Raw genomic sequence first — 21,706 nt, 5'->3', positions numbered from 1 at the left:
AGGGCTGTAACTTTTATGATGGAATTCAATGTGTTCGACTCAATCAAAATCGGTCTGGCCTCTCCCGACCAAATCCGGAGCTGGTCCTACGGCGAAGTGAAGAAGCCGGAAACCATCAACTACCGCACCCTGAAGCCGGAACGGGACGGCCTGTTCTGCGAACGGATTTTCGGCCCGACCAAGGACTGGGAATGCCACTGCGGCAAATATAAGCGCATCCGCTACAAGGGCAAGATCTGCGACCGCTGCGGCGTCGAGGTCACCCGCAATAAGGTGCGCCGGGAGCGGATGGGTCACATCGAGCTGGCCGCCCCCGTGTCCCATATCTGGTACTTCAAGGGCATCCCCTCCCGGATGGGCCTGATTTTGGATATCTCCCCCCGCCTGCTCGAGCAGGTGCTGTATTTCGCCTCCTACATCGTGGTGGATCCCGGCCGCACCCCCTTGACCAAAAAGCAGATCCTCACCGATAAGGACTACCGCGACATGCGGGAGAAATACGAGGATGAATTCGACGCCGGCATGGGCGCGGAATACATCAAGAAGCTGCTGGAAGAAATCGACCTGGAGGCCCAGTCCAAGGAGCTCAAGGAAGAGCTGGAATCCGCCACCGGCCAGAAACGCGCCCGGCTGCTCAAACGCCTGGAAGTGGTGGAATCCTTCCGCCTGTCCGGCAACCGCCCCGAGTGGATGATCCTGGACGTGGTGCCCGTCATCCCGCCGGATATCCGCCCCATGGTGCAGCTGGACGGCGGCCGCTTCGCCACCTCCGACCTGAACGACCTTTACCGCCGGGTGATCAACCGGAACAACCGCCTCAAGCGTCTGCTTGAGCTGGGCGCGCCCGACATCATCGTGCGCAACGAGAAGCGGATGCTGCAGGAAGCGGTGGACGCCCTCATCGACAACGGCCGCCGCGGCCGTCCGGTCACCGGCCCCAATAACCGCCCCCTGAAATCCCTGTCCGATATGCTCAAGGGCAAGCAGGGACGCTTCCGCCAGAACCTGCTGGGTAAGCGCGTCGACTATTCCGGCCGTTCGGTTATCGTCGTCGGCCCGGAACTGAAAATGTACCAGTGCGGCCTGCCCAAGGAAATGGCCATCGAGCTGTTCAAGCCCTTCGTCATGAAGCGGCTGGTGGAAACCGGCGCCGCGGGCAACATTAAGTCCGCCCGCAAGATGGTGGAACGGCTGCGCCCCGAGGTTTGGGACGCTTTGGAAATCGTCATCAAGGACCATCCGGTCATGCTCAACCGCGCCCCCACCCTGCACCGTCTGGGCATTCAGGCGTTCGAGCCCGTTCTGGTGGAAGGCCGCGCCATCAAGCTGCACCCCCTGGTCTGCACCGCCTTCAACGCCGACTTCGACGGCGACCAGATGGCCGTTCACGTGCCCCTGTCCGCCGAAGCCCAGGCCGAGGCCCGCTTCCTGATGCTGGCCGCCGGTAACCTGCTCAAGCCCTCCGACGGCAAGCCTGTCGCCGTGCCCACCCAGGACATGGTGCTCGGTTCCTATTACCTGACCATCGATAAGCCCGGCGAGCCGGGCGAAGGCAAGATTTTCCGCGACGAAAACGAGGCCGTCATGGCCTACGACGAGAAGGTCATCGGCCTGCACGCCAAAATCAAGGTGCGCCGCACCCTGGAAATCGATGGCGTGATGCAGTCCCGCTTGGTGGAAACCACCATCGGCCGCATCATCTTCAACCGTCCCATTCCTCAGGATTTGGGCTTCGTCGACCGTTCCACCGTCGATAATCGCTTCCTGTACGAAATCGACTTCAAGGTGGGCAAAAAGCAGCTGTCCCGGATCATTGAAAAGTGCATCAAGGTGCACGGCGCCGCCCAGACCTCCGAGGTGCTCGACGCCGTCAAGGCCCAGGGCTATAAATACTCCACCCGCGGCGCGCTGACCGTCGCCGTGTGCGACGCGGCCATCCCGCCGGAGAAAAAGCAGCTCATCGCCGAGGCGGAAGCCAACGTCGACAACATCACCCGCCTGTTCAATAAGGGCCTGATGAGCGACGAGGAGCGGTATCGCGGTGTCATTTCCACCTGGAACTCCACCACCGAGAAGGTCACCCAGGCCCTGAACGACAACATGGACCCCTATAACCCCATTTTCATGATGTCCGACTCCGGCGCCCGTGGTTCCATCTCGCAGATCCGTCAGCTGGCCGGCATGCGCGGCCTTATCGCCAATACCTCCGGCCGCACCATCGAGGTGCCCATTCGGGCCAACTACCGTGAAGGCCTGAACATCCTGGAATACTTCATTTCCTCCCGCGGCGCCCGAAAGGGCCTGGCCGATACCGCCCTGCGCACCGCCGACTCGGGCTACCTGACCCGCCGTCTGGTGGACGTGTCCCAGGACGTGATCATCCGCGAGACCGACTGCGGCACCCACGAGGGCATCGAGGTCTACGACATCAAGGACGGCAAGGAAATGATCGAGCCCCTGACCGAGCGTCTGGTGGGCCGGTACCTGGCCGATGATTTCTGCGACCCGGCCACCGGCGAGGTGGTTGTCAGCCGCGATAAGATGATGAACGACAAGGATGCCGAGATCATCGTCGAGAAATACGGCGTCCAACGCATCAAAATCCGTTCGGTGCTCACCTGCGAGGCCAAGCATGGCGTCTGCGCCCATTGCTACGGCTCCAACCTGGCCACCGTTGACCCGGTGACCGTGGGCGAGGCCGTGGGCATCATCGCCGCCCAGTCCATCGGCGAGCCCGGCACCCAGCTGACCATGCGTACCTTCCACACCGGCGGCATCGCCTCCGGCGAGGATATCACCCAGGGTCTGCCCCGTGTCGAGGAACTGTTCGAGGGCCGCAAACCCAAGCACTTGGCCATCATCAGCGAAATCGACGGTGTGGTCCGGTTCGCGGAGGAAAAGAAAAAGCGTCTGGTCATCGTCACCAGCACCGATACCGAGAACCCCGACGAGCGCTCCTACGTCATCACCTATGGCTCCCGCCTGCGGGTGAACGAGGGCGATTTTATCAAGAAGGGCGACCGGATTACCGAGGGGTCTATCAATCCCCACGACATTCTGGCCATCAGCGGCGCCGAGGCGGTGCAGAACTACCTCATCATGGAAGTCCAGCGCACCTACCGGATGCAAGGCGTTGACATCAACGACAAGCACGTCGAGGTTATCGTCCGCCAGATGATGCGCAAGGTCCGGGTGGACGAGGCGGGGGATACCTACCTGCTCTCCGGCGCCCTCATCGACCGCTCCGAGTTCGACGCCGAGAACGCCCGCGTGCATCAGCGGATTGAAAACGGGGAGGTTCATCTCAAAGAGGCCACCTGTTCGCCCGTCCTGCTGGGCATCACCAAGGCGTCCCTGGCTACCGACAGCTTCCTTTCCGCCGCCTCCTTCCAGGAGACCACTCGCGTGCTGACCGAAGCCGCCATCAAAGGCAAGGTCGACCCGCTCATCGGCCTGAAGGAAAACGTCATCATCGGCAAGCTGGTTCCCGCCGGCACCGGTATGCAGGTGTATACCGACGTCGACGTGGTGGGCACCAAGGAGCCCGAGTCGGATCCCTATATCGCCACCCTGCGTTCCATGTTGGAAGAGGAGGACAAGGAGGAGGAACTCCCCACCTTTGCCGGCGAGGACGACGAGGACGAGCCGGAACTGGAGCCGGAAGAATCGGACTTGACAAACGTCTGATTGCCGTGCTAGAATACCGAATTGGGTATTCGCCCGGACGGGTTGTCCGGCCCTGTCATGGTTTTTGGCGGCACTGCCGCTGAAAATAGAAATTAGAACCAGTCCCAATAGCCATTCAACGGCCATTGGTACAGGTTCATCAACAGGAGGTGTTATGATTGCCAACCTTTAACCAGTTAGTCCGCAAGGGACGGGAAGTGATGGAGAAGAAGGCGAAGGCGCCGGCTCTGCTCAAGGGCTGGAACTCCAAAAAGCGCGTTCCGATCGATCAGAATTCTCCCCAAAAGCGCGGCGTGTGCACCGCGGTGAAAACGTCCACCCCGAAGAAGCCGAACTCGGCTCTGCGTAAAGTGGCCCGTGTGCGCCTGTCCAACGGGATCGAGGTCACGTCCTATATCCCCGGCGAAGGCCACAACCTGCAGGAGCACAGCGTGGTGCTCATCCGCGGCGGCCGTGTGAAGGACCTGCCCGGTGTGCGTTATCACATCGTGCGCGGCACCCTGGACGCCCAGGGCGTTGCCAAGAGAATGCAGGCCCGTTCCAAATACGGTGCGAAGCGTCCCAAGGCCGGAGCGGCCAAGAAGTAAGCGGATTGTATCCGGCTTGCGTCAAAAACCCGACATTTTCATCAGCGGCTGCGATGTAGCGGCAGTTGACTATATATACGAAGCGGTTCCCGGCCCAGCCGGGGGCGGCGGCGTTGTGTGGTGCTGTCCTCTATGTCGGCCAACGGGAGCATGTCACTTTCGAGTACCTGTGATATCATCATTATGAAGGAGGGAAGTAAAGTGCCGAGAAGAGGTTCCATCGCAAAACGCGACGTTTTGCCTGACCCGCTTTACAATTCCAAATTGGTGACCAAGCTCATCAACAACGTGATGGTTGACGGCAAGAAGGGCGTTGCCCAGAAGATCGTCTACGACGCGTTCGACATCATCCGCGAAAAGACGGGCAAAGAGCCCCTGGAGGTTTTCGAGGCGTGCATGGAGAATCTCATGCCCGTCCTGGAAGTCAAGGCCCGCCGTGTCGGCGGCGCCACCTATCAGGTGCCCATCGAGGTCCGTCCGGATCGCCGCCAGACCCTGGGCCTGCGCTGGCTGACCACCTATTCCCGCGCCCGGTCCGAGCGGACCATGCGGGAACGTCTCGCGGGCGAGATCCTGGATGCCATCAACGGCAACGGCGGCGCCGCCAAGAAGCGCGACGACACCCACAAGATGGCCGAGGCCAACCGCGCGTTCGCTCACTACAGATGGTAATAGCCCTCTAGGGCATGAGGCCCCACCGTTCCCATAGGAGCGCTACGCTGTTAACGGAACGCTGCGGGGAATCCCCCCGCCCTCCGTTGGCGGCGGAATTTTGGATAGGACGCGGATGCCGCGTGTATCCGGGATGCGGCCGCGTCGGAGGGATGCGGCCGCATTTTTCTGTCCCCGCGCGGCATGCTATATACCACATCTTTCCGCTAGTCAGCGGCGTTGCGACCTATTGAGGATAAAAAGGAGGACATTTATGGCAAGGCAAGTCTCTCTGGAAAAAACCAGAAATATCGGTATCATGGCGCACATCGACGCCGGCAAAACGACGACGACCGAGCGTATCCTGTTCTATACCGGTATCAATCATAAACTCGGCGAAACCCATGACGGCGGCGCCACCATGGACTGGATGGCGCAGGAGCAGGAGCGCGGCATCACCATCACTTCCGCCGCCACCACCTGCTTCTGGCAGAACCACCGCATCAATATCATCGACACCCCCGGCCACGTGGACTTCACCGTCGAGGTGCAGCGCTCCCTGCGCGTGCTCGACGGATCCGTCACCGTGTTCTGCGCCAAGGGCGGCGTGGAACCCCAGTCGGAAACCGTGTGGCGTCAGGCGGATCAGTACCAGGTTCCCCGCATGGCCTACGTCAATAAGATGGACATCATGGGCGCCGATTTCTATCGCGTTGTCAACATGATGAAGGAGCGGCTCAAGTGCAACGCCGTGCCGATCCAGCTGCCCATCGGCTCCGAGGATACCTTCAAGGGCATCATCGACCTGGTGGAAATGAAAGCCTACGTCTATTATGACGATCTGGGCAAGGACATTCGGGTGGAGGAGATCCCCGCCGATATGGCCGACGACGCGCAGATGTATCATGAGCAGCTGCTGGAGCATGTTGCGGAGCAGGACGACGCCCTGCTGGAGAAGTATTTTGCCGGCGAGACGCTGACCATCGAGGAGATCAAGTCCTGCATCCGCAAGGCCACCCTGGCCAACGCCATGGTGCCCGTGACCTGCGGCACGTCCTATAAGAACAAGGGCGTGCAGAAGCTGCTCGACGCCATCATCGACTATATGCCCGCCCCCACCGACGTCCCCGCTATCAAGGGTATCAATCCCGAGACCGAGGAAGAGGTGGAACGGCATTCGTCCGACGACGAGCCCTTCGCCGCTCTGGCATTTAAGATCGCCACCGACCCCTTTGTGGGCAAGCTGGCTTTCTTCCGGGTCTATTCCGGCACCGTCAACGCCGGCACCACGGTGTACAACTCCTGTAAGGACAACAACGAGCGGCTCGGCCGCATTCTGCAGATGCACGCCAACCACCGGCAGGACATCGAGACCGTCTACGCGGGCGACATCGCCGCCGCGGTGGGCCTGAAAAACACCACCACCGGCGATACCCTGTGCGACGAGAAGAATCCCGTCATCCTGGAATCCATGGAATTCCCGGAGCCGGTTATCCGCGTGGCCATCGAGCCGAAAACCAAGGCCGGCCAGGAGAAGATGGGCATCGCCCTCGCCAAGCTGGCGGAGGAAGACCCCACCTTCAAGACCTACACCGACGAGGAAACCGGGCAGACCATCATCGCCGGTATGGGCGAGCTGCATCTGGAAATCATCGTCGACCGTCTGCTGCGTGAGTTCAAGGTGGAGGCCAACGTCGGCGCTCCCCAGGTGGCTTACAAGGAGACCGTGCGCAAGCTGGCCGACGTGGATCACAAGTACGCCCGTCAGTCCGGCGGCCGCGGCCAGTACGGCCATGTCAAAATCAAGCTCGAGCCCAACGAGCCGGGCAAGGGCTATGAGTTTGTCAACGCCATCGTCGGCGGCGTCATCCCGAAGGAATATATTCCTGCGGTCGACGCCGGTATCCAGGGCGCTATGCAGTCCGGCGTGCTCGCCGGCTACAACGTCGTGGACGTGAAGGTCACCCTGTACGACGGCTCCTATCACGAGGTTGACTCCTCTGAAATGGCGTTTAAGATCGCTGGCTCCATGGCCTTCAAGGAGGCCATGCGCAAGGCAGATCCCGTGCTGCTCGAGCCGATTATGAAAGTGGTCGTCATCGTGCCGGAGGATTACATGGGCGACGTCATCGGCGACATCAACTCCCGCCGTGGCCTGATGCAGGGCATGGAAGCCGTTACCGGTGCCCAGCAGATCAACGCCCTCGTGCCCCTGTCCGAGATGTTCGGCTACGCTACCGACCTGCGCTCCCGTACCCAGGGCCGCGGCCAGTACGTCATGGAGCCCTCTCACTACGCGGAGGTTCCCAAGAGCGTGGCCGAAGCCATCATCGCCAAGCGCGTCAAGAAAGAGGATTGATGCGCGAAAGCCTCCCTCTTGAAGGAGAGGTAGCGTCTGGCATTCTTACGCTCAACCCCTCATTCCTTCCCTAGCCCATCGGAAAAGGACGGAATTCGCCCTTTTCCGGCAGCCCTCCGCTTTTCATGGAGGGAGGATGGCCTCTTCCCGGTGAATTTCTTTGGAAAACACTTGAAATTCCCACGGGGACTTGCTAAAATGGGGAAGTGCACTGCTGCATTTTTGATTGGTTTATAAAAAGGAGGAAATCCAAATGGCAAAGGCAAAGTTTGAAAGAAACAAGCCCCACGTAAACATCGGCACCATCGGCCACGTCGACCATGGCAAGACCACCCTGACCGCCGCTATCACCAAGGTGCTCGCGATGAAGGGCGACGCTGAGTTCGTCGACTACGCCAACATCGACAAGGCTCCCGAGGAGCGCGCCCGTGGTATCACAATCAACACCTCTCACGTGGAATACGAGACGGAGAACCGTCACTATGCCCACGTTGACTGCCCCGGCCACGCCGACTATGTCAAGAACATGATCACCGGCGCTGCGCAGATGGACGGCGCTATCCTGGTGGTGTCCGCTGCCGACGGCCCCATGCCCCAGACCCGTGAGCACATCCTGCTCTCCCGTCAGGTCGGCGTGCCCTATATCGTCGTGTTCATGAACAAGGTCGACCAGGTCGACGATCCCGAACTGCTCGAGCTCGTCGAGATGGAAATCCGCGAGCTGCTCAACGAGTATGAGTTCCCGGGCGACGACACCCCCATCATCCAGGGCTCCGCTCTGGTCGCGCTGGAGTGCACCTCCACCGATCCGAACGCTCCCGAGTATGCGCCCATCCTCAAGCTGATGGAAGCTGTCGACAGCTATATCCCCAGCCCGGAGCGCACCACCGACAAACCCTTCCTGATGCCTGTTGAGGACGTCTTCACCATCACCGGCCGCGGCACCGTCGCTACCGGCCGTGTGGAGCGCGGTCAGCTGAAGCTCAGCGAAGAAGTGGAAATCATCGGCCTGACCGACGAGCGCAAGAAGACCGTCGTCACCGGTATCGAAATGTTCCGCAAGCTGCTTGACTACGCGGAGGCCGGCGACAACATCGGCGCCCTGCTGCGCGGCATTCAGCGTACCGAGATCGAGCGCGGCCAGGTTCTGTGCAAACCCGGCTCCATCAATCCTCACACCAAGTTCCATGGCCAGGTTTACATCCTGTCCAAGGACGAGGGCGGCCGTCATACCCCCTTCTTCAACAACTACCGCCCGCAGTTCTATTTCCGCACCACCGACGTGACCGGCGTCATTTCCCTGCCCGAGGGCGTGGAAATGTGCATGCCTGGCGATAACGTCGAGATGGACGTGGAGCTGATCACCCCCATCGCCATCGAGGAAGGCCTCCGCTTCGCTATCCGCGAAGGCGGCCGCACCGTTGGCTCCGGCGTTGTCAGCAAGATCAACGGCTAATTTCGCTTAAAAACGGCCCGCTTTTACAGCGGGCCGTTTTTCTTATGGCATATCCCGGGCGGCTTTCCGGCATACTAAACGCGTAAAGCGCCGCTTGCCTTTGCCGCCCTTTTGTGGTTTAATAATGGACGGAGTCGTCGCTTACCTCAAGCAGAATGAATAAAAGGGGCAGACAATATGGGGATTATCGGCATCATCGGCGCCATGGCGTCGGAAGTGGAGCTGCTCACGCAGCAGATGGAGGAGGGGGCGGTGCTGCGTCACGCGGGCCTCGAATTCCATTACGGCCTGCTGGCCGGAAAGCCCGCCGTGGTGGCCCGCTGCGGCATCGGCAAGGTCTGCGCCGCCCTGTGCGCCCAGGCCCTGATCGATCGCTTCCACGTGGGGGCGCTTATCAATACCGGCGTGGCGGGCGGCCTGGATCCTTGCCTGGCGGTGGGGGATCTGGTGGTCGGCGCCGCCTCGGTGCAGCACGATTTTGATTTGACCAGCTTCGGCCATGTTAAGGGCTATATGAGCGGGGAGGACGATTCCCTTCCCACTCTCTACGCCGCCGACAGGCGGCTGATCGCCGCCTTTGAGGCCGCGGCCCGGGATGAGGCCTTTGCCGGGAAGGTGATCGAGGGCGTCATCGCCTCAGGGGACGTGTTTGTCTCCGATGAGGCGGTCAAGGCGGACGTCCGGGAACGCTTCGGGGCCGCCGCCGTGGAAATGGAGGGCGCCGCCATCGCGCAGACTGCCGCCGCCAACGGGGTGCCCTTCGTGGTGGTGCGGGCTATATCCGACCTGGCCGGCCAGCAGGCCGTGGTGTCCTTCGATACCTTTGAAAAGCAGGCCGCCCGTGCCAGCGCCGGCATCGTCATGGCCATGCTGAAAAACCTCCCGGATGTGGAGGAATGGGAGGGGGCGCGGGGCGATTGACTGCCGCTTTTCTGTCCCGGCTGAATAAGGTCTGCCGCGTCCTCTCCCTGCTCGCGGCGGTCATCGGCGCCTTCGTCCATTGGGTGCTGCCCCTGACGGTGATCGCCCCCGGGGATGAAAAAGCCTCGACGGTCGCTGTCGTATCGGGGGACGACGGTCCGACAGCCGTCTATTTGTCCAATACCCGCGGGCTGAAAAAATTCGGCCTGCTTGCCGCCTTCTGCACCCTCGGCGTCCTGCTCTCCCTGCTGCAAAACTGGCTGCGAAATGCTCTGAAAGGCTAAAAAGCCGCCCTTGGAACACACGTTCCAAGGGCGCTTTTTTTAGCCCTGAGCCAAGCTGAACGACAGAGCGACGGCGGGCGAAACCGGAAGAAAACAGGCGAAACAAAGCGCTTGCGGGCGAAAAAAAGCGGATAGTGATCCAAGGAAATCGAGGCGAATTGACATATTTTAGGGAGAATTGTACATGCTATCCTTATCGGAGCATAGGAGGATCAGCATGGAAAAACAAAGGGAAAACGGGGCGGATATGGAACGGGAAGAGGAGGCCTTGACCCGGTCTCTGGTGCGGGAAACCCTGGCGGAGCCCGCCAAAACCGCCCGCCTATGGCGCTTGGCCAGGGAGCTGCGCCGGGCCATGCGCACCCTGCGGCGCAGCTATCGCCGGGCGGTACAATGCGGCAAAACAGCGGCAGACGAATGGCTAGGAGACAACTACCACCTCCTGCTGCGTGAAGGCGAAGGCGCCCTCTCCGCCCTGCGCCACGCCGACCGGCAGCCCTGTGCTGACGGGGAGCCGGTGACCTACCGGCTGTTCCGCCGGATGCTTAAGGAGCAGGGGCTGCCGGGGGCGGAGGAGATTCGGCGGCTGCTGGACATGGCCGATGAAGAGCGGCCTCTAACCGTCTTCGAGTTGGCACAGCTGCCCTTGTGCCTGAAGGCCGCGCTGGTGATGCTGGCGGCCGACGCCTGCGGGGCGGAGCCGGAGCAGGGGGAGCGGTGGATAAGTGCCGCGGTCACTGGCCTGCGCCAGATGGCGGAGCTGGATTTTGTCGCCATGGCGGAGGAGCACAGCGTGGTAGAAAAGCTGCTGACCGGGGATCCGGCCGGCCTGTATACCCGCATGGACGAGGACACCCGGGCCGACTATCGCCGGGCGGTGGCTCTCAAGGCCATCCGCCAGGAGATCGGGGAGGGGGCGGTGGCCGCCGCCGCGGTGGAGGCCGCTGCCACCGCCCCGGAGGGCCGCAAGAGGCACGTGGGCCACTGGTTGCTGGATGAAGACCGGGCGGCCCGCCGGGCGCGTGGACGGGCCGCTCTGGCCTGCACCCTGGTGCTGCCTCTGCTGGCCGCGGTTTCCCTGGCCGTGCTTATCGGCAGCCCCTGGGCCATCCCGCTGCTCTATTTCCCGCTGTGGGAGCTGCTGCGCCCCGTGGTGGAGCACGTCGCCCGCATGGGCCTCAAGCCCCGCCGCCTGCCCCGCATGGATTTGGAAGGGGACGTGCCGGAGGAGGGACGGACCCTCATTACTGTCTCCACCCTTCTGCCCACGGCCGACAGCGCCGGCAAGGTAGCGGCCCATCTGGCCCGCCTGTACAACACCAACGGCACCGGAGCGGTGCAGATCTGCCTGCTGGCCGATCTCAAACAGGCGAAATACCCCGCCATGCCCCAGGACGAGGCCGACATCGCGGCCATGACCCGGGAGATCCGGCGGCTCAACCACTACTGCCCCGGCAGCTTTGTGCTGGCCGTGCGGCCCCGCACCTTCAGTCCCACCATGCAGAGCTATTCCGGCTGGGAGCGCAAGCGGGGGGCCATCACCCAGCTTGTCCGCCTCATCCGGGGACAGGAGGGGGAATTCCTGGCCCTGGAGGGGAATATTGACCGGCTGCGGCGCACCAAATACCTTCTGGCTCTGGACAGCGACACCGACATGCGCATGGACACCGTCTCCCAGCTGGTGGGAGCGGCTCTGCACCCCTGCAACCGGCCGGTCATCGACCCCATCACCCAGCGGGTGGTGGCCGGTTACGGCATTCTCACCCCCCGGATGGGGGTTACCTTGGATTCCGCCGACCGCACCCCCTTTTCCCGCGTGATGGCGGGGCAGGGGGGGATCACTGCCTACGACGTGGTGGCGGGCGATTTGTATATGGACGGGTTTGAGGAGAGCATTTTCGCGGGCAAGGGCCTCATCGACGTGGAGGCCTTCGCCCTGGTGACCGAGGAAGTGTTCCCGCCCGAGCAGGTGCTCAGCCACGACATTTTAGAGGGCAGCCTGCTGCGCACCGGCCTGGTCTCCGACGTGGAGATGACCGACGGCGTTCCCTCCGGCATGGGCGGCTGGCTCGACCGGCTTCATCGCTGGATCCGGGGAGACTGGCAGAATATCACCTTTTTATGGCATCCCGCCCTCTGCTTTACCCGCCTGGACAAGTGGAAGCTGCTGGACAACCTGCGCCGCTCCCTGACGCCGGCGCTCATCCTGCTGTGCCTGCTGCTCTCCCCCTTGTTTGAACGGGGTGGGGTTCTGGCTTTGGCGGCCATTCTCTCCGCCGTCAGCGGCCAGCTGCTGGCCGCCTTCCTTTCCCTGGTGCATGGCGGCTGGCTGACCCTGACGGGCAAATATTACTCCCGGGTGATGCCCCGCGCCATGGGCGCCCTGGCGCAGGCGGGCGTCACCTTTGTCATGCTGCCCGCCACCGCGTGGGTGGGACTGTCGGGCATGGGCATCGCCCTGTGGCGGCTGAAAAGCCGGAAACGGATGCTGGAATGGGTCACCGCCGCTGAGGCGGATAGCCGGCGGGGCGGCTTTCTCTCCGCCCTGCGCCGGTTCTGGTATTCCCTGCCGGCGGCCGCCATCTGCCTGGTTTTCGGCGGGGCACTGTTGCGGCTGGCGGGGCTGTTTTTCTTGGCGCTCATCCCCCTGGCGCTCTGGTCGGCCCGTCCGGCGGCCGCCAAAAAGCCGGATCTGTCCGCCGCCGGGCGGGAGCAGGTGCACACCTATGCCGCCGCCATGTGGCGGTTCTACGAAGAGCTGTGCACCCCGGAGGATCACTACCTCCCCCCTGATAACCTGCAGGAATCCCCGGTCTGGCGGGTGGCCCACCGCACCTCTCCCACCAACATCGGGCTGTACCTGCTGTGTGTGCTGGCCGCCCGGGATTTGGGCTTCATCGACGTGTCCGACATGCTGAACCGGGTGGAGAACACCGTCGCCACGGTGGAAAAGCTGGAAAAATGGAAGGGAAACCTGCTCAACTGGTACGACACCCGCACCCTGCGGCCCCTGTCGCCCCGGTATGTCTCCACCGTGGACAGCGGCAACCTGGCCTGTTGCCTGGTGGCCCTGCGGCAGGGGCTGCTGGAGCTGAGGGATCCGCGGGGGGAGGAGCTGGCCGCCCGCATCCGCGCGCTGTACATGGCCGTGGATCTCACCTCCCTGTACAACAAGCGGCGGGCCCTGTTCCATATCGGCCTAGATCCCGATACCGGGGAAGCCAGCCCGTCCTATTACGATCTGCTGATGAGCGAGAGCCGGATGACCGGGTATTTTGCCATTGCCACCCGCCGGGTGAGCAAGAAGCACTGGGGTGCGCTGGGCCGGATGCTGGCCAAATCCGCCGGCTATGTGGGGCCGGTGTCCTGGACAGGCACCATGTTCGAGTATTTCATGCCCCGGCTGCTGCTGCCGGCTTACGAGGGCTCCATGGGGTATGAGGCGCTGCGCTTCTGCCTCCACTGCCAGAAACGGCGGCCGCCCAGAGGCGTGCCGTGGGGCGTCAGCGAAAGCGGGTTTTACGCCTTCGACAGCAATCTCAACTATCAATACAAGGCCCATGGCGTGCCCCGCCTGGCCCTCAAGAGGGGAATGGCGGCGGATCTGGTCATTGCCCCTTATGCCACCTTCCTGACCCTTACCACCGATCCGGAGGGGGCGCTGCGCAACCTGTCGCGGCTGGAGCGGCTGGGCATGACCGGGCGCTGCGGCTTCTACGAGGCCGCGGACTTCACCAAGGGCCGGGCGGCGGGCGGCGGGTATTCCGTCGTGCGCAGCTATATGGCCCACCATGTGGGCATGAGCATGGCGGCCTGCGCCAACGTGCTGCTGGACGACGTGTTTGTTCGCCGCTTTTTGCGGGACGGGGACATGGCCCGGGCCAGCGAGCTGCTTAACGAGCAGGCGCCGGTCAACTGCTCCGTCTACGACATGGTCAAGGAGCCGACGGCCCCTGAGCTGCCGGGGCGCAGCGTGGCCGTGACGCAGGACATCGCTCTGGTCAATCCCCGCTCCCCTCAGGTGCATCTGCTGTCCGGCGGGGAGTGGATGCTGGCCGTCAGCGACAGCGGCACCGGGGTATCGGTCTGCCGGGGAATGGACATGACCATGCACAGCGGCGATCTGCTCCGTCGGCCCCAGGGGATATTCACCCTGGTGGACGGCGGGGAGGGCGCTTTTTCCCTCACCCGGGCCCCCGATCTGGCGGCGCTGGACAATCACCGGGCCACCTTTGGGGACGGCTACGCCGCTTTTTTTGCCGAGAAGGGAATTCTCAGCGCCGGGCTGCGAGTGATGGTGCATCCCCGCCTGCCCGGGGAACAGCGGCAGCTGATCCTCCAGAACAAATCGGCGGCCACGGTGCAGGCCCGGGTGCTGTTCTATTTCGAGCCCTGCCTGTCCCGGCGGCAGGACGTGGAGGCGCATCCAGCCTTCTCCCGCCTGTTCCTCTCCGCCCATAAGGAGGAGGCGGCCCAGGCGTTGGTAGTCACCCGCCGGCGGCGGGGGGACGAGCCGCCCATGTGCCTGGCGGCGGGCTTCTTGGAGGGGGCGCCCTTCGAATACGAGGCCGACCGGGAGGCGCTGCTGACCCGGCCCCTGGGCACCGCGTCCCTGCCCGGCAACATGAACGCCCCCTTTAGCAGTGCGGGCAGCGGGGTGCCCGACGGGGCCGTGGCCCTGCGGCTGAGTCTGGACGTCCCCCCCAAGGGGAAGGCGGCGCTGACCTTTGTGCTGGCCGCCGCCCCCACCGAGGGGGAGGCGGTGACGCGTCTGGTGGAAATGCGCCGGGAGGGGCGGCTGACCGCCGCCAAAGCGGCCAAGTCCCCCTTCGGCGGGGTGGAGGCCCAGCTGGCGGCCCAAATTCTGCCCGATCTGTTTTATCCGCCCCGGATGTCCCGGGAGTGGGCCCAGGCGGCCCGGGAAAACACCCGGGGACAGGCGGCCCTTTGGCCCCTGGGTATCTCGGGGGATTTCCCCATCGTGCTCATGGAGGTGCACAACGCGGCGGACGCGTCCCGGGCCGAGCCCTATATGCGGCTGCACCGTTCCCTCCAGCTGGGGGGCGTGGACTCCGAGCTGGTCATCCTCTACCGGGAAGGCGGCGATTATGACGCGCCGGTGCTGGAGGCCCTGCGGGAGGCTGCCCAGGCGGTGGACTGTATCCAGATGCTGGGGGCCAGGGGCGGCATTCACACCGTCAACCTGATGCAGCACGGGGAGGAAGCCGCCGCCCTGCTCACCGCCGTCTGCGTGCACAACGGGGCCCGGGATCTCCAGCGCACCGGTCTGCCTCCTGTCGAATATATGCCGATTTCTATACAACCTGTAGAACGAGACGGAAAAATAACAGAAAGTCCTCGAAATTTGCTGGAAATCCCAGGTGGGCGGTTCGAGGGAGAGCGCTTTGTGCTGCACGATCCGGCCGGGGGCGGGCCCCGGCTGCCCTGGTGCCATGTGCTGGCCAACCCGACCTTTGGCACCCTGGTATCTGACAAGGCGCTGGGCTTTACCTGGGCGATCAACGCCCGGGAGAACAAGCTGACCCCCTGGTTCAACGACGTGTCGTCGGACAACCGGGGTGAGATGCTGCTGCTGCGGGCCGGCGGCAGGGTGTACGACACGGTGTGGGGCTCCACCCCCATATTCGGGGACGGCTACGCCCGGTACGAGGGGCGGGCCGGGAGCCTGCGCACGGCGGTGATGGTGACGGTGCCCGCGGCCGGCATGGTCAAGCGGGTGACCCTGGAGATCGAGAACACAGCGGAGGAGGAAACGGACGTGCAGGCTGCCTATTATACCGAGCCGGCGCTGGGGGTGGATCGCCGCCAGGCGCGCCATACCGTGGCCCGCTGGGAGCAGGGAGCCCTGTTACTGCGCAACCCCTTTTCCGACATCCACGGCGGCCTGATACTCACCGCCGTGGGAGGGGCGGACGGCTGTGACTGCGATCGGGGGAGCTTCCTCGCGGGGAACTGGGGCGGCGGCACCCTGTCGCCCATCCCCGACCCCTGCGGGGCGGTCATCGTGCGTAGAAGGCTGCCCCCGAAAAGACGGGAGACCATCACCTTCGTGCTGGGCTACGGCGCCCATCAAGAGGGAGTCATGGCCCTACCCCGGCTGGCGGAGGGTGGCAAGCCCATGACCCTGCCGGCACCGGCGCTGGACTGCCCCGACAGGGAGCTGGCGGCGCTGTGCAGCCACTGGCTGCCCCGGCAGATCGTCACCTGCCGTCTGTTCGCCCGCACCGGGTTTTACCAGTGCGGCGGGGCATGGGGGTTCCGGGATCAGCTTCAGGACACGCTGGCCGCCCTATGGCTGCGGCCGGAGCTGACCGCCCGACAGCTCCAGCGGTGCGCGGCCGTCCAGTTCGAGGAGGGGGACGTGCTCCACTGGTGGCACCGGCTTCCCGGCCGGCGGCTGCGGGGGGTGCGCACCCGCTGCTCCGACGATCTGGCGTGGCTGCCCTTCGTGCTGGCGGCGTATACCGAGTTCACCGGGGACACCGGCATTCTGGACGTGCCGATCCCCTGGCTGACCGGCCCGGCGCTGACCGAGGAGGAGCAGGAGCGGTATTTTGAGCCGGAGACGGCCGGATACCGATCCTCCCTGTACGAGCACGCCGTGCGGGCGCTGGACAAGGCCATCACCCACGGCAGCCATTATCTGCCCCTGATGGGATCAGGGGATTGGAACGACGGCTTCAACCGAGTGGGGGCCGAGGGACGGGGGGAAAGCGTCTGGCTGGCCATGTTCCTGGCCCTGACGCTCACCAGGTTTTCTCCCATCTGCCGAGGACGGCAGGACGAGGAGCGGGCCAGACGATACGAGGCTGTGGCCGAGGGATACCGCCAGGCGGCGGAAAGCTGCTTTGACGGCGACCGCTATCTACGGGCCTATTTGGACGACGGCACCCCACTCGGCCGGGAGGGCGCCGGGGCCTGCGCCATTGACAGCCTGTCCCAGAGCTTCGCGGTGCTCTGCGGCCTGAACGCCTCACACACGGGAACCGCGCTGGACACCGCCCTGCGGCAGCTGGAGGATGGGGAAAACGGGCTGCTCAAGCTGTTCGCGCCTCCCTTCGGACAGCCGGACAAGCGGGTGGGCTACACCTCCTCCTACCCCGCCGGGGTACGGGAAAACGGGGGGCAGTACACCCACGCCGCGGCCTGGCTGGCCATCGCCCTGTTTGAGGCGGGGCGGCCGGAGGACGGGACGCGGGTGCTCCGCCTGCTGAACACCATCGCCAAGTACACCGACGGGCTGGGAGAAAAATACCGGGGCGAGCCCTATGCGCTGGCGGGGGACGTCTACGCCAATCCGGCCTGCCCGGGCCGGGTGGGGTGGAGCCAGTACACCGGCGCGGCGGGGTGGATGTATACGGCGGTGTTCCGGCACCTGCTGGGGCTGCGACCCCGGGGGAACGCGATGGATTTGCAGCCCTGCCTGCCTGTCGGGTGGCCGGGGTACAGCCTGAAAATCACCCTGCTGAACACGCCGCTGTCCATTACAGTGGCCCGGGAGGAGGCCAAGGGGCTGACGGTGGACGGCAAGGAGGCGCAGGAGGTCCCGCTGGACGGGAAGAGGCACAAGGTGCATTTGAACCTGTAAGAGGCGGCCATGGGAGCCATTGGAGGAAAACCCAAGGGCGGGAGATTGTTTTGGCTTTCCACCTCATCCGGCGTCCGGCGGGGCCGGACGCCACCTTCCCCCTTGAGGGGGAAGGCTTTGACTATGCTTAAGCATGTAGGGGACAGCGCGAAGCGGTGGCCCCTACAAAAAGCCGCCCGCTAGGCGGGTGGGATTGTGGGCTTAAGCAAGAGCAACACCTTTCCTGGTATAATGACGATGTTCAAGCCGTCAAAAAAGAAGGAAAGGTGTTGCTCTATGGCACAAAGTTTAGCACATTCAAAATGGGTATGCAAGTACCACATCGTGTTCAGTCCGAAGTATCGAAGAAAGATCATCTACAACCAATTACGAGTGGATATACAGCAGTATATTCGGGATTTGTGCAAATGGAAGGGTGTGGAGATATTGGAGGGGCATATGATGCCCGACCATGTGCATCTGCTGTTGTCGATACCGCCGAAATATTGCGTCTCCAGCTTTATGGGGTACTTGAAAGGGAAATCGGCAATGATGATCTTTGAAAAACACGGGAATCTGAAGTACAAGTTCGGCAACAGGCACTTCTGGGCAACCGGGTATTACGTGAGTACCGTTGGACTGAATGAGGCAACCATCAAGAAATATATCCGAGAGCAGGAAAAGCAGGATATGCTCGAAGACAAATTGACTACCAAAGAATACGACGACCCTTTCAAGGGTAGCCGGTAGTCAGTCCACTACGGCTTGAACATAGTGAAAGCCAGCGTCTTTTAGGCGCTGGCCTTCCTATGCCCTTCTAGGGCTCCTTCATGCCACCCGTTTTACGGGTGGTCATGACTCGGCGGGCTAGTTCATGTTCTATCGGGTTAGGGGTAGGTATGCGGGGTAGGACCCCGCGTCCCTATTGAACTTGTGCCGCTCCCGCACCCCTTCTTTCTTTTTCGTGCGTGAAAAAGAAAGAAGGGGGAGAAAGAAAAAGCCTTATAGAACCAGCCGGCGGGGGGAGGCCGACGTTGTGGCTCGCGGCGAGCGCTGTGTCGCTGCGGGCTTCGACCCGCCACAGGAGAAATGAAACCTTTTGTAAGCCTGCGTCGCCGCAAGTGCGCCCGCTAATGCCCATGCGGTGGCAGCGTTCTGCTTGCTGCCGGCCCCGCCTCGTTTGTGCGTCGCCACGTGTTGCGGAAGTGGGGCGACCGACTGTCTTGGGGCTGGACTGCGTGGGAGGATGGACGGATTCGGGGGGATGCTCTGAATCTGCCGGTCTCAGCGTCTTTAGACGCCGAGCCCATACGGGGATCCGGGGGTGGGGTGCCGTAAGTGGGTTCTTGTTCCGCATTTTCCACCTCATCCAACGTCCGACGGAGCCGGACGCCACCTTCCCCTCAAGGGGAAGGCTTTGGCTCGCCGTTGGTAGTGGGGGAGGGTGGGATTGAGCGCTGTCCTACGGGCGAGCGGTGGCCGTTCCTACAAGGCTGGCGCTGGTGTTTGCGGGGTTCTATTGGACTTTCGCCGGAGAATTTGGTATACTGGTAAAAATTACAGCCCCGCCGGTGCGGCAGGGCTGATTGGAACAAAGGATGTGATGTGACTTGCCGCCCATTCCGCAAACAATCGCCCCGGGCGTTTCCTTTTTATCCCTGCCTGACAGCCGCTTCAAAACGGCCCGCCTGACGGCGGCGTTTTTGCTGCCGCTTAAGGAGGAGACCGCCGCCCGGTACGCCCTGGTGCCCCATCTCCTCTGCCGCAGCTGCGCGGCGTATCCGGATATGACGGCCCTTAACCGGCGGTTGAACCAGCTGTACGGCGCGCGGATTCACGCTGGGGTGTCCCGGGTGGGGGATCAGCAGGCGCTGCTGCTGACCGCCGACTGCATTGACGACCGGTACGCCCTGAAGGACGAGCCGGTGGCTGCCGACTGCGCGAAGCTGCTGCTGTCCATGATTTTCAATCCCGCGCTGGAGGACGGCGTATTTCGCGAGGCCGACGTGGACCCGGAGAGGCGCTGCCTCGTGGAGATCATCGAGTCGGAAATCAACGAAAAACGGCTGTACGCCCGCCACAAGTGCGAGCAGCTGCTCTGCCCGGGCGAGCCCTACGCGGTGGGGGTGTACGGCGATATCGAGCGGGCGAAGGCCCTGACCCCCGCCGACGCCACCGCCGCCTGGAAGGAACTGCTTTCCACGGCGTCAATCCTCTGGATTTACCAAGGCGGGGCCGAGGGGGCCGATGCGGCCGCGGCCATCGGGGCCGGGTTTGCCGTGTGGGGCGATCGCCACCCCGCCGCGCTGACCACCCGCACGGCCTTCACACCGCCGGAGCAGCCCGTGCGGCGCACCGAGACCATGGCGGTCAACCAGTCCAAGCTGGACATGGGCTTCCGGGTGGGGATCGCCGATCCGGACGAGGCGTGCATGGCCGCCCGGCTGATGAACGCCCTGTTCGGCGGGACGCCCCATTCCATGCTGTTCCGCAGTGTGCGGGAAAAGCTGAGCCTATGCTATTACTGCGCCTCCTCCTACGACTATATCAAGGGCGTGATGCTGGTGGACAGCGGGGTGGAGGCGGCCAAGGCCGACGAGGCCCAAGCGGAGATCCTACGGCAGCTGGATTTGCTGCGGCAGGGGGCGTTCACCGACGAGGATTTGGAGGCCGCCCGGCGCAGCGTGCTCAACCAGTTCCAGGAGGTGGACGATCTCCAGTCTAGCCGGATGGGCTGGTACCTGCGGCAGAGCGTCAGCCCCCGGTTCACCTCGCCGGAGGAATCGGCGGCCGCGCTGGCCGCCGTGACCCGGGACGAGGTCTGCGCCGCCGCCCGGCAGGTGCATCCGATATGCGTGTATCTGCTGCAATCCGAGAAAGGGGGCGAGGACTGATGGAGGTTATCCGCAGCGAGCGGACGGGGGAAGAATGCGTGCGCATCGACCATCCCTCCGGCCTGCCGATTTTCGTCTGGCCCAAGAAGGGGTACCAGTCGGCCTACGCGGTGTTCGCCACCCGGTACGGCTCCATCGACACAGCGTTCACCACCGAACAGGGGCCGGTCACCGTGCCGGCGGGCATCGCCCATTATCTGGAGCACAAGCTGTTTGAAAACGAGGACTGCGACGCCTTCGAGCGGTACGCCCGTACCGGCGCGTCGGCCAACGCGTACACCAGCTTTAGTCAGACGGCCTACCTGTTCACTTGCACCGAGCGGGTGGAGGAGTCGCTGGAAATCCTGCTGGATTTCGTGCAGAAGCCGTATTTTACCCCCGAGACGGTGGCCAAGGAGCAGGGGATCATCGGCCAGGAAATCCGGATGTGCGAGGATTCTCCCTCCCGCCGGGTGCTGTTCAACCTGCTGCGCGCTCTCTACCACGAGCATCCTATCAAAATTGACATTGCGGGCACGGTGGAATCCATCGCGCAAATCACGCCCGAGCTGCTCTACGGCTGCTACAACACCTTCTACAACCTGCGCAACATGGTGCTGGTGGTGGCGGGAAATGTGACGGCAGAGCAGGTGCTGCGGGTGGCGGACAGGATGCTGAAGCCCGCGCCGGCGTGGCAGCTGGAGCGCACGCCGGCCGACGAGCCCGCCGACGCCGTGACCTCCCGGGTGGAGGAGACCATGCCGGTGAGCGCCCCGCTGTTCTATCTGGGCTACAAAGAGGTCATTCCGCGGGAGGAGGGCACCCGCTGCCGCACGGCGGAGGAGCTGGCGGCGGCGGAGGTGCTGCTGGACCTGCTGGCGGGCAAGGCGTCCCCGCTGTACGCCCGGCTGATGGACGAGGGGCTGATAAACGCCCAGTTCGGCGCCGATTATTTTGAGGGGCCGGGTTACGCGGTCTGGCTGTTCGCCGGGGAATCCCGGGACCCGGACGCGGTGCGGCAGGCCGTCGAGGCGGAGCTGGCCCGCGCCAGACGGGAAGGATTCGCCCCCGCCGATTTTGAGGCGGCGCGCAACGCCCTGTACGGGCGGCTGATTACGGCGCTGAACAGCGTGGAGAATTGCGGCGATTTTCTGGTAAACGATTATTTTTACGGCAGAAAACCCTTCGCCCTTATTGACGCGGCGGCCTCACTTGATCTACAATCGGTATATGACCTTCTGCACGGCAGTCTGCGGGCGGAATCGTCCGCGCTGTCGGTGGTGCACGCTTAAGTCCCCGG

11 protein-coding genes are annotated in these 21,706 nt (G+C 63.5%); all 11 read left to right on the top strand.

Annotated features, from left to right (window positions below; translation table 11 throughout):
• Nucleotides 1–15 precede the first annotated feature (15 nt).
• The 11 genes from rpoC to yfmH all read left to right on the top strand — a co-directional run bounded on the left by rpoC (nt 16) and on the right by yfmH (nt 21,698).
• Complete coding sequence (gene rpoC, locus ACSAMM_RS09930; RefSeq protein WP_178723669.1) at nt 16–3,687, top strand: DNA-directed RNA polymerase subunit beta'; 3,672 nt, start codon at nt 16–18, stop codon at nt 3,685–3,687.
• 158 nt (nt 3,688–3,845) lie between these two features.
• Entirely contained in the window at nt 3,846–4,274 is a 429-nt protein-coding gene (gene rpsL / locus ACSAMM_RS09925; RefSeq protein ID WP_178723671.1) for a 30S ribosomal protein S12, read from the top strand.
• A 201-nt stretch (nt 4,275–4,475) separates the two neighbouring features.
• A complete protein-coding gene (gene rpsG, locus ACSAMM_RS09920; RefSeq protein ID WP_178723673.1) occupies nt 4,476–4,946 on the top strand; it encodes a 30S ribosomal protein S7 in 471 nt (156 codons plus the stop codon).
• 253 nt (nt 4,947–5,199) lie between these two features.
• Entirely contained in the window at nt 5,200–7,284 is a 2,085-nt protein-coding gene (gene fusA, locus ACSAMM_RS09915; RefSeq protein ID WP_457791227.1) for an elongation factor G, read from the top strand.
• Between the two features lie 253 nt (nt 7,285–7,537).
• On the top strand, nt 7,538–8,740 hold the full coding sequence (gene tuf / locus ACSAMM_RS09910) for an elongation factor Tu (protein ID WP_457791226.1): 1,203 nt from the start codon (nt 7,538–7,540) through the stop codon (nt 8,738–8,740).
• Between the two features lie 177 nt (nt 8,741–8,917).
• The gene (locus ACSAMM_RS09905; RefSeq protein ID WP_178723973.1) at nt 8,918–9,661 is read left to right on the top strand and encodes a 5'-methylthioadenosine/adenosylhomocysteine nucleosidase; all 744 of its coding nucleotides are present in this window, start codon (nt 8,918–8,920) and stop codon (nt 9,659–9,661) included.
• The gene (locus tag ACSAMM_RS09900) at nt 9,658–9,945 is read left to right on the top strand and encodes a hypothetical protein (protein ID WP_178723974.1); all 288 of its coding nucleotides are present in this window, start codon (nt 9,658–9,660) and stop codon (nt 9,943–9,945) included. Before ACSAMM_RS09905 ends, ACSAMM_RS09900 begins: the two co-directional genes overlap by 4 nt.
• 217 nt (nt 9,946–10,162) lie before the next feature.
• The gene (locus ACSAMM_RS09895) at nt 10,163–17,554 is read left to right on the top strand and encodes a GH36-type glycosyl hydrolase domain-containing protein (RefSeq protein WP_457791225.1); all 7,392 of its coding nucleotides are present in this window, start codon (nt 10,163–10,165) and stop codon (nt 17,552–17,554) included.
• A gap of 276 nt (nt 17,555–17,830) precedes the next feature.
• Complete coding sequence (gene tnpA / locus ACSAMM_RS09890; RefSeq protein WP_457790176.1) at nt 17,831–18,283, top strand: IS200/IS605 family transposase; 453 nt, start codon at nt 17,831–17,833, stop codon at nt 18,281–18,283.
• An 860-nt stretch (nt 18,284–19,143) separates the two neighbouring features.
• Nucleotides 19,144–20,427, top strand: coding sequence for an EF-P 5-aminopentanol modification-associated protein YfmF (yfmF, locus tag ACSAMM_RS09885; protein ID WP_457791224.1), 1,284 nt, complete (start codon nt 19,144–19,146; stop codon nt 20,425–20,427).
• Entirely contained in the window at nt 20,427–21,698 is a 1,272-nt protein-coding gene (gene yfmH, locus ACSAMM_RS09880; RefSeq protein WP_457791223.1) for an EF-P 5-aminopentanol modification-associated protein YfmH, read from the top strand. The genes yfmF and yfmH overlap by 1 nt, the downstream gene beginning before the upstream one ends.
• Nucleotides 21,699–21,706 lie beyond the last annotated feature (8 nt).

The organism is Anaeromassilibacillus sp. SJQ-5 (assembly GCF_054108045.1).
This window is presented reverse-complemented; position numbering and strand designations above follow the sequence as displayed.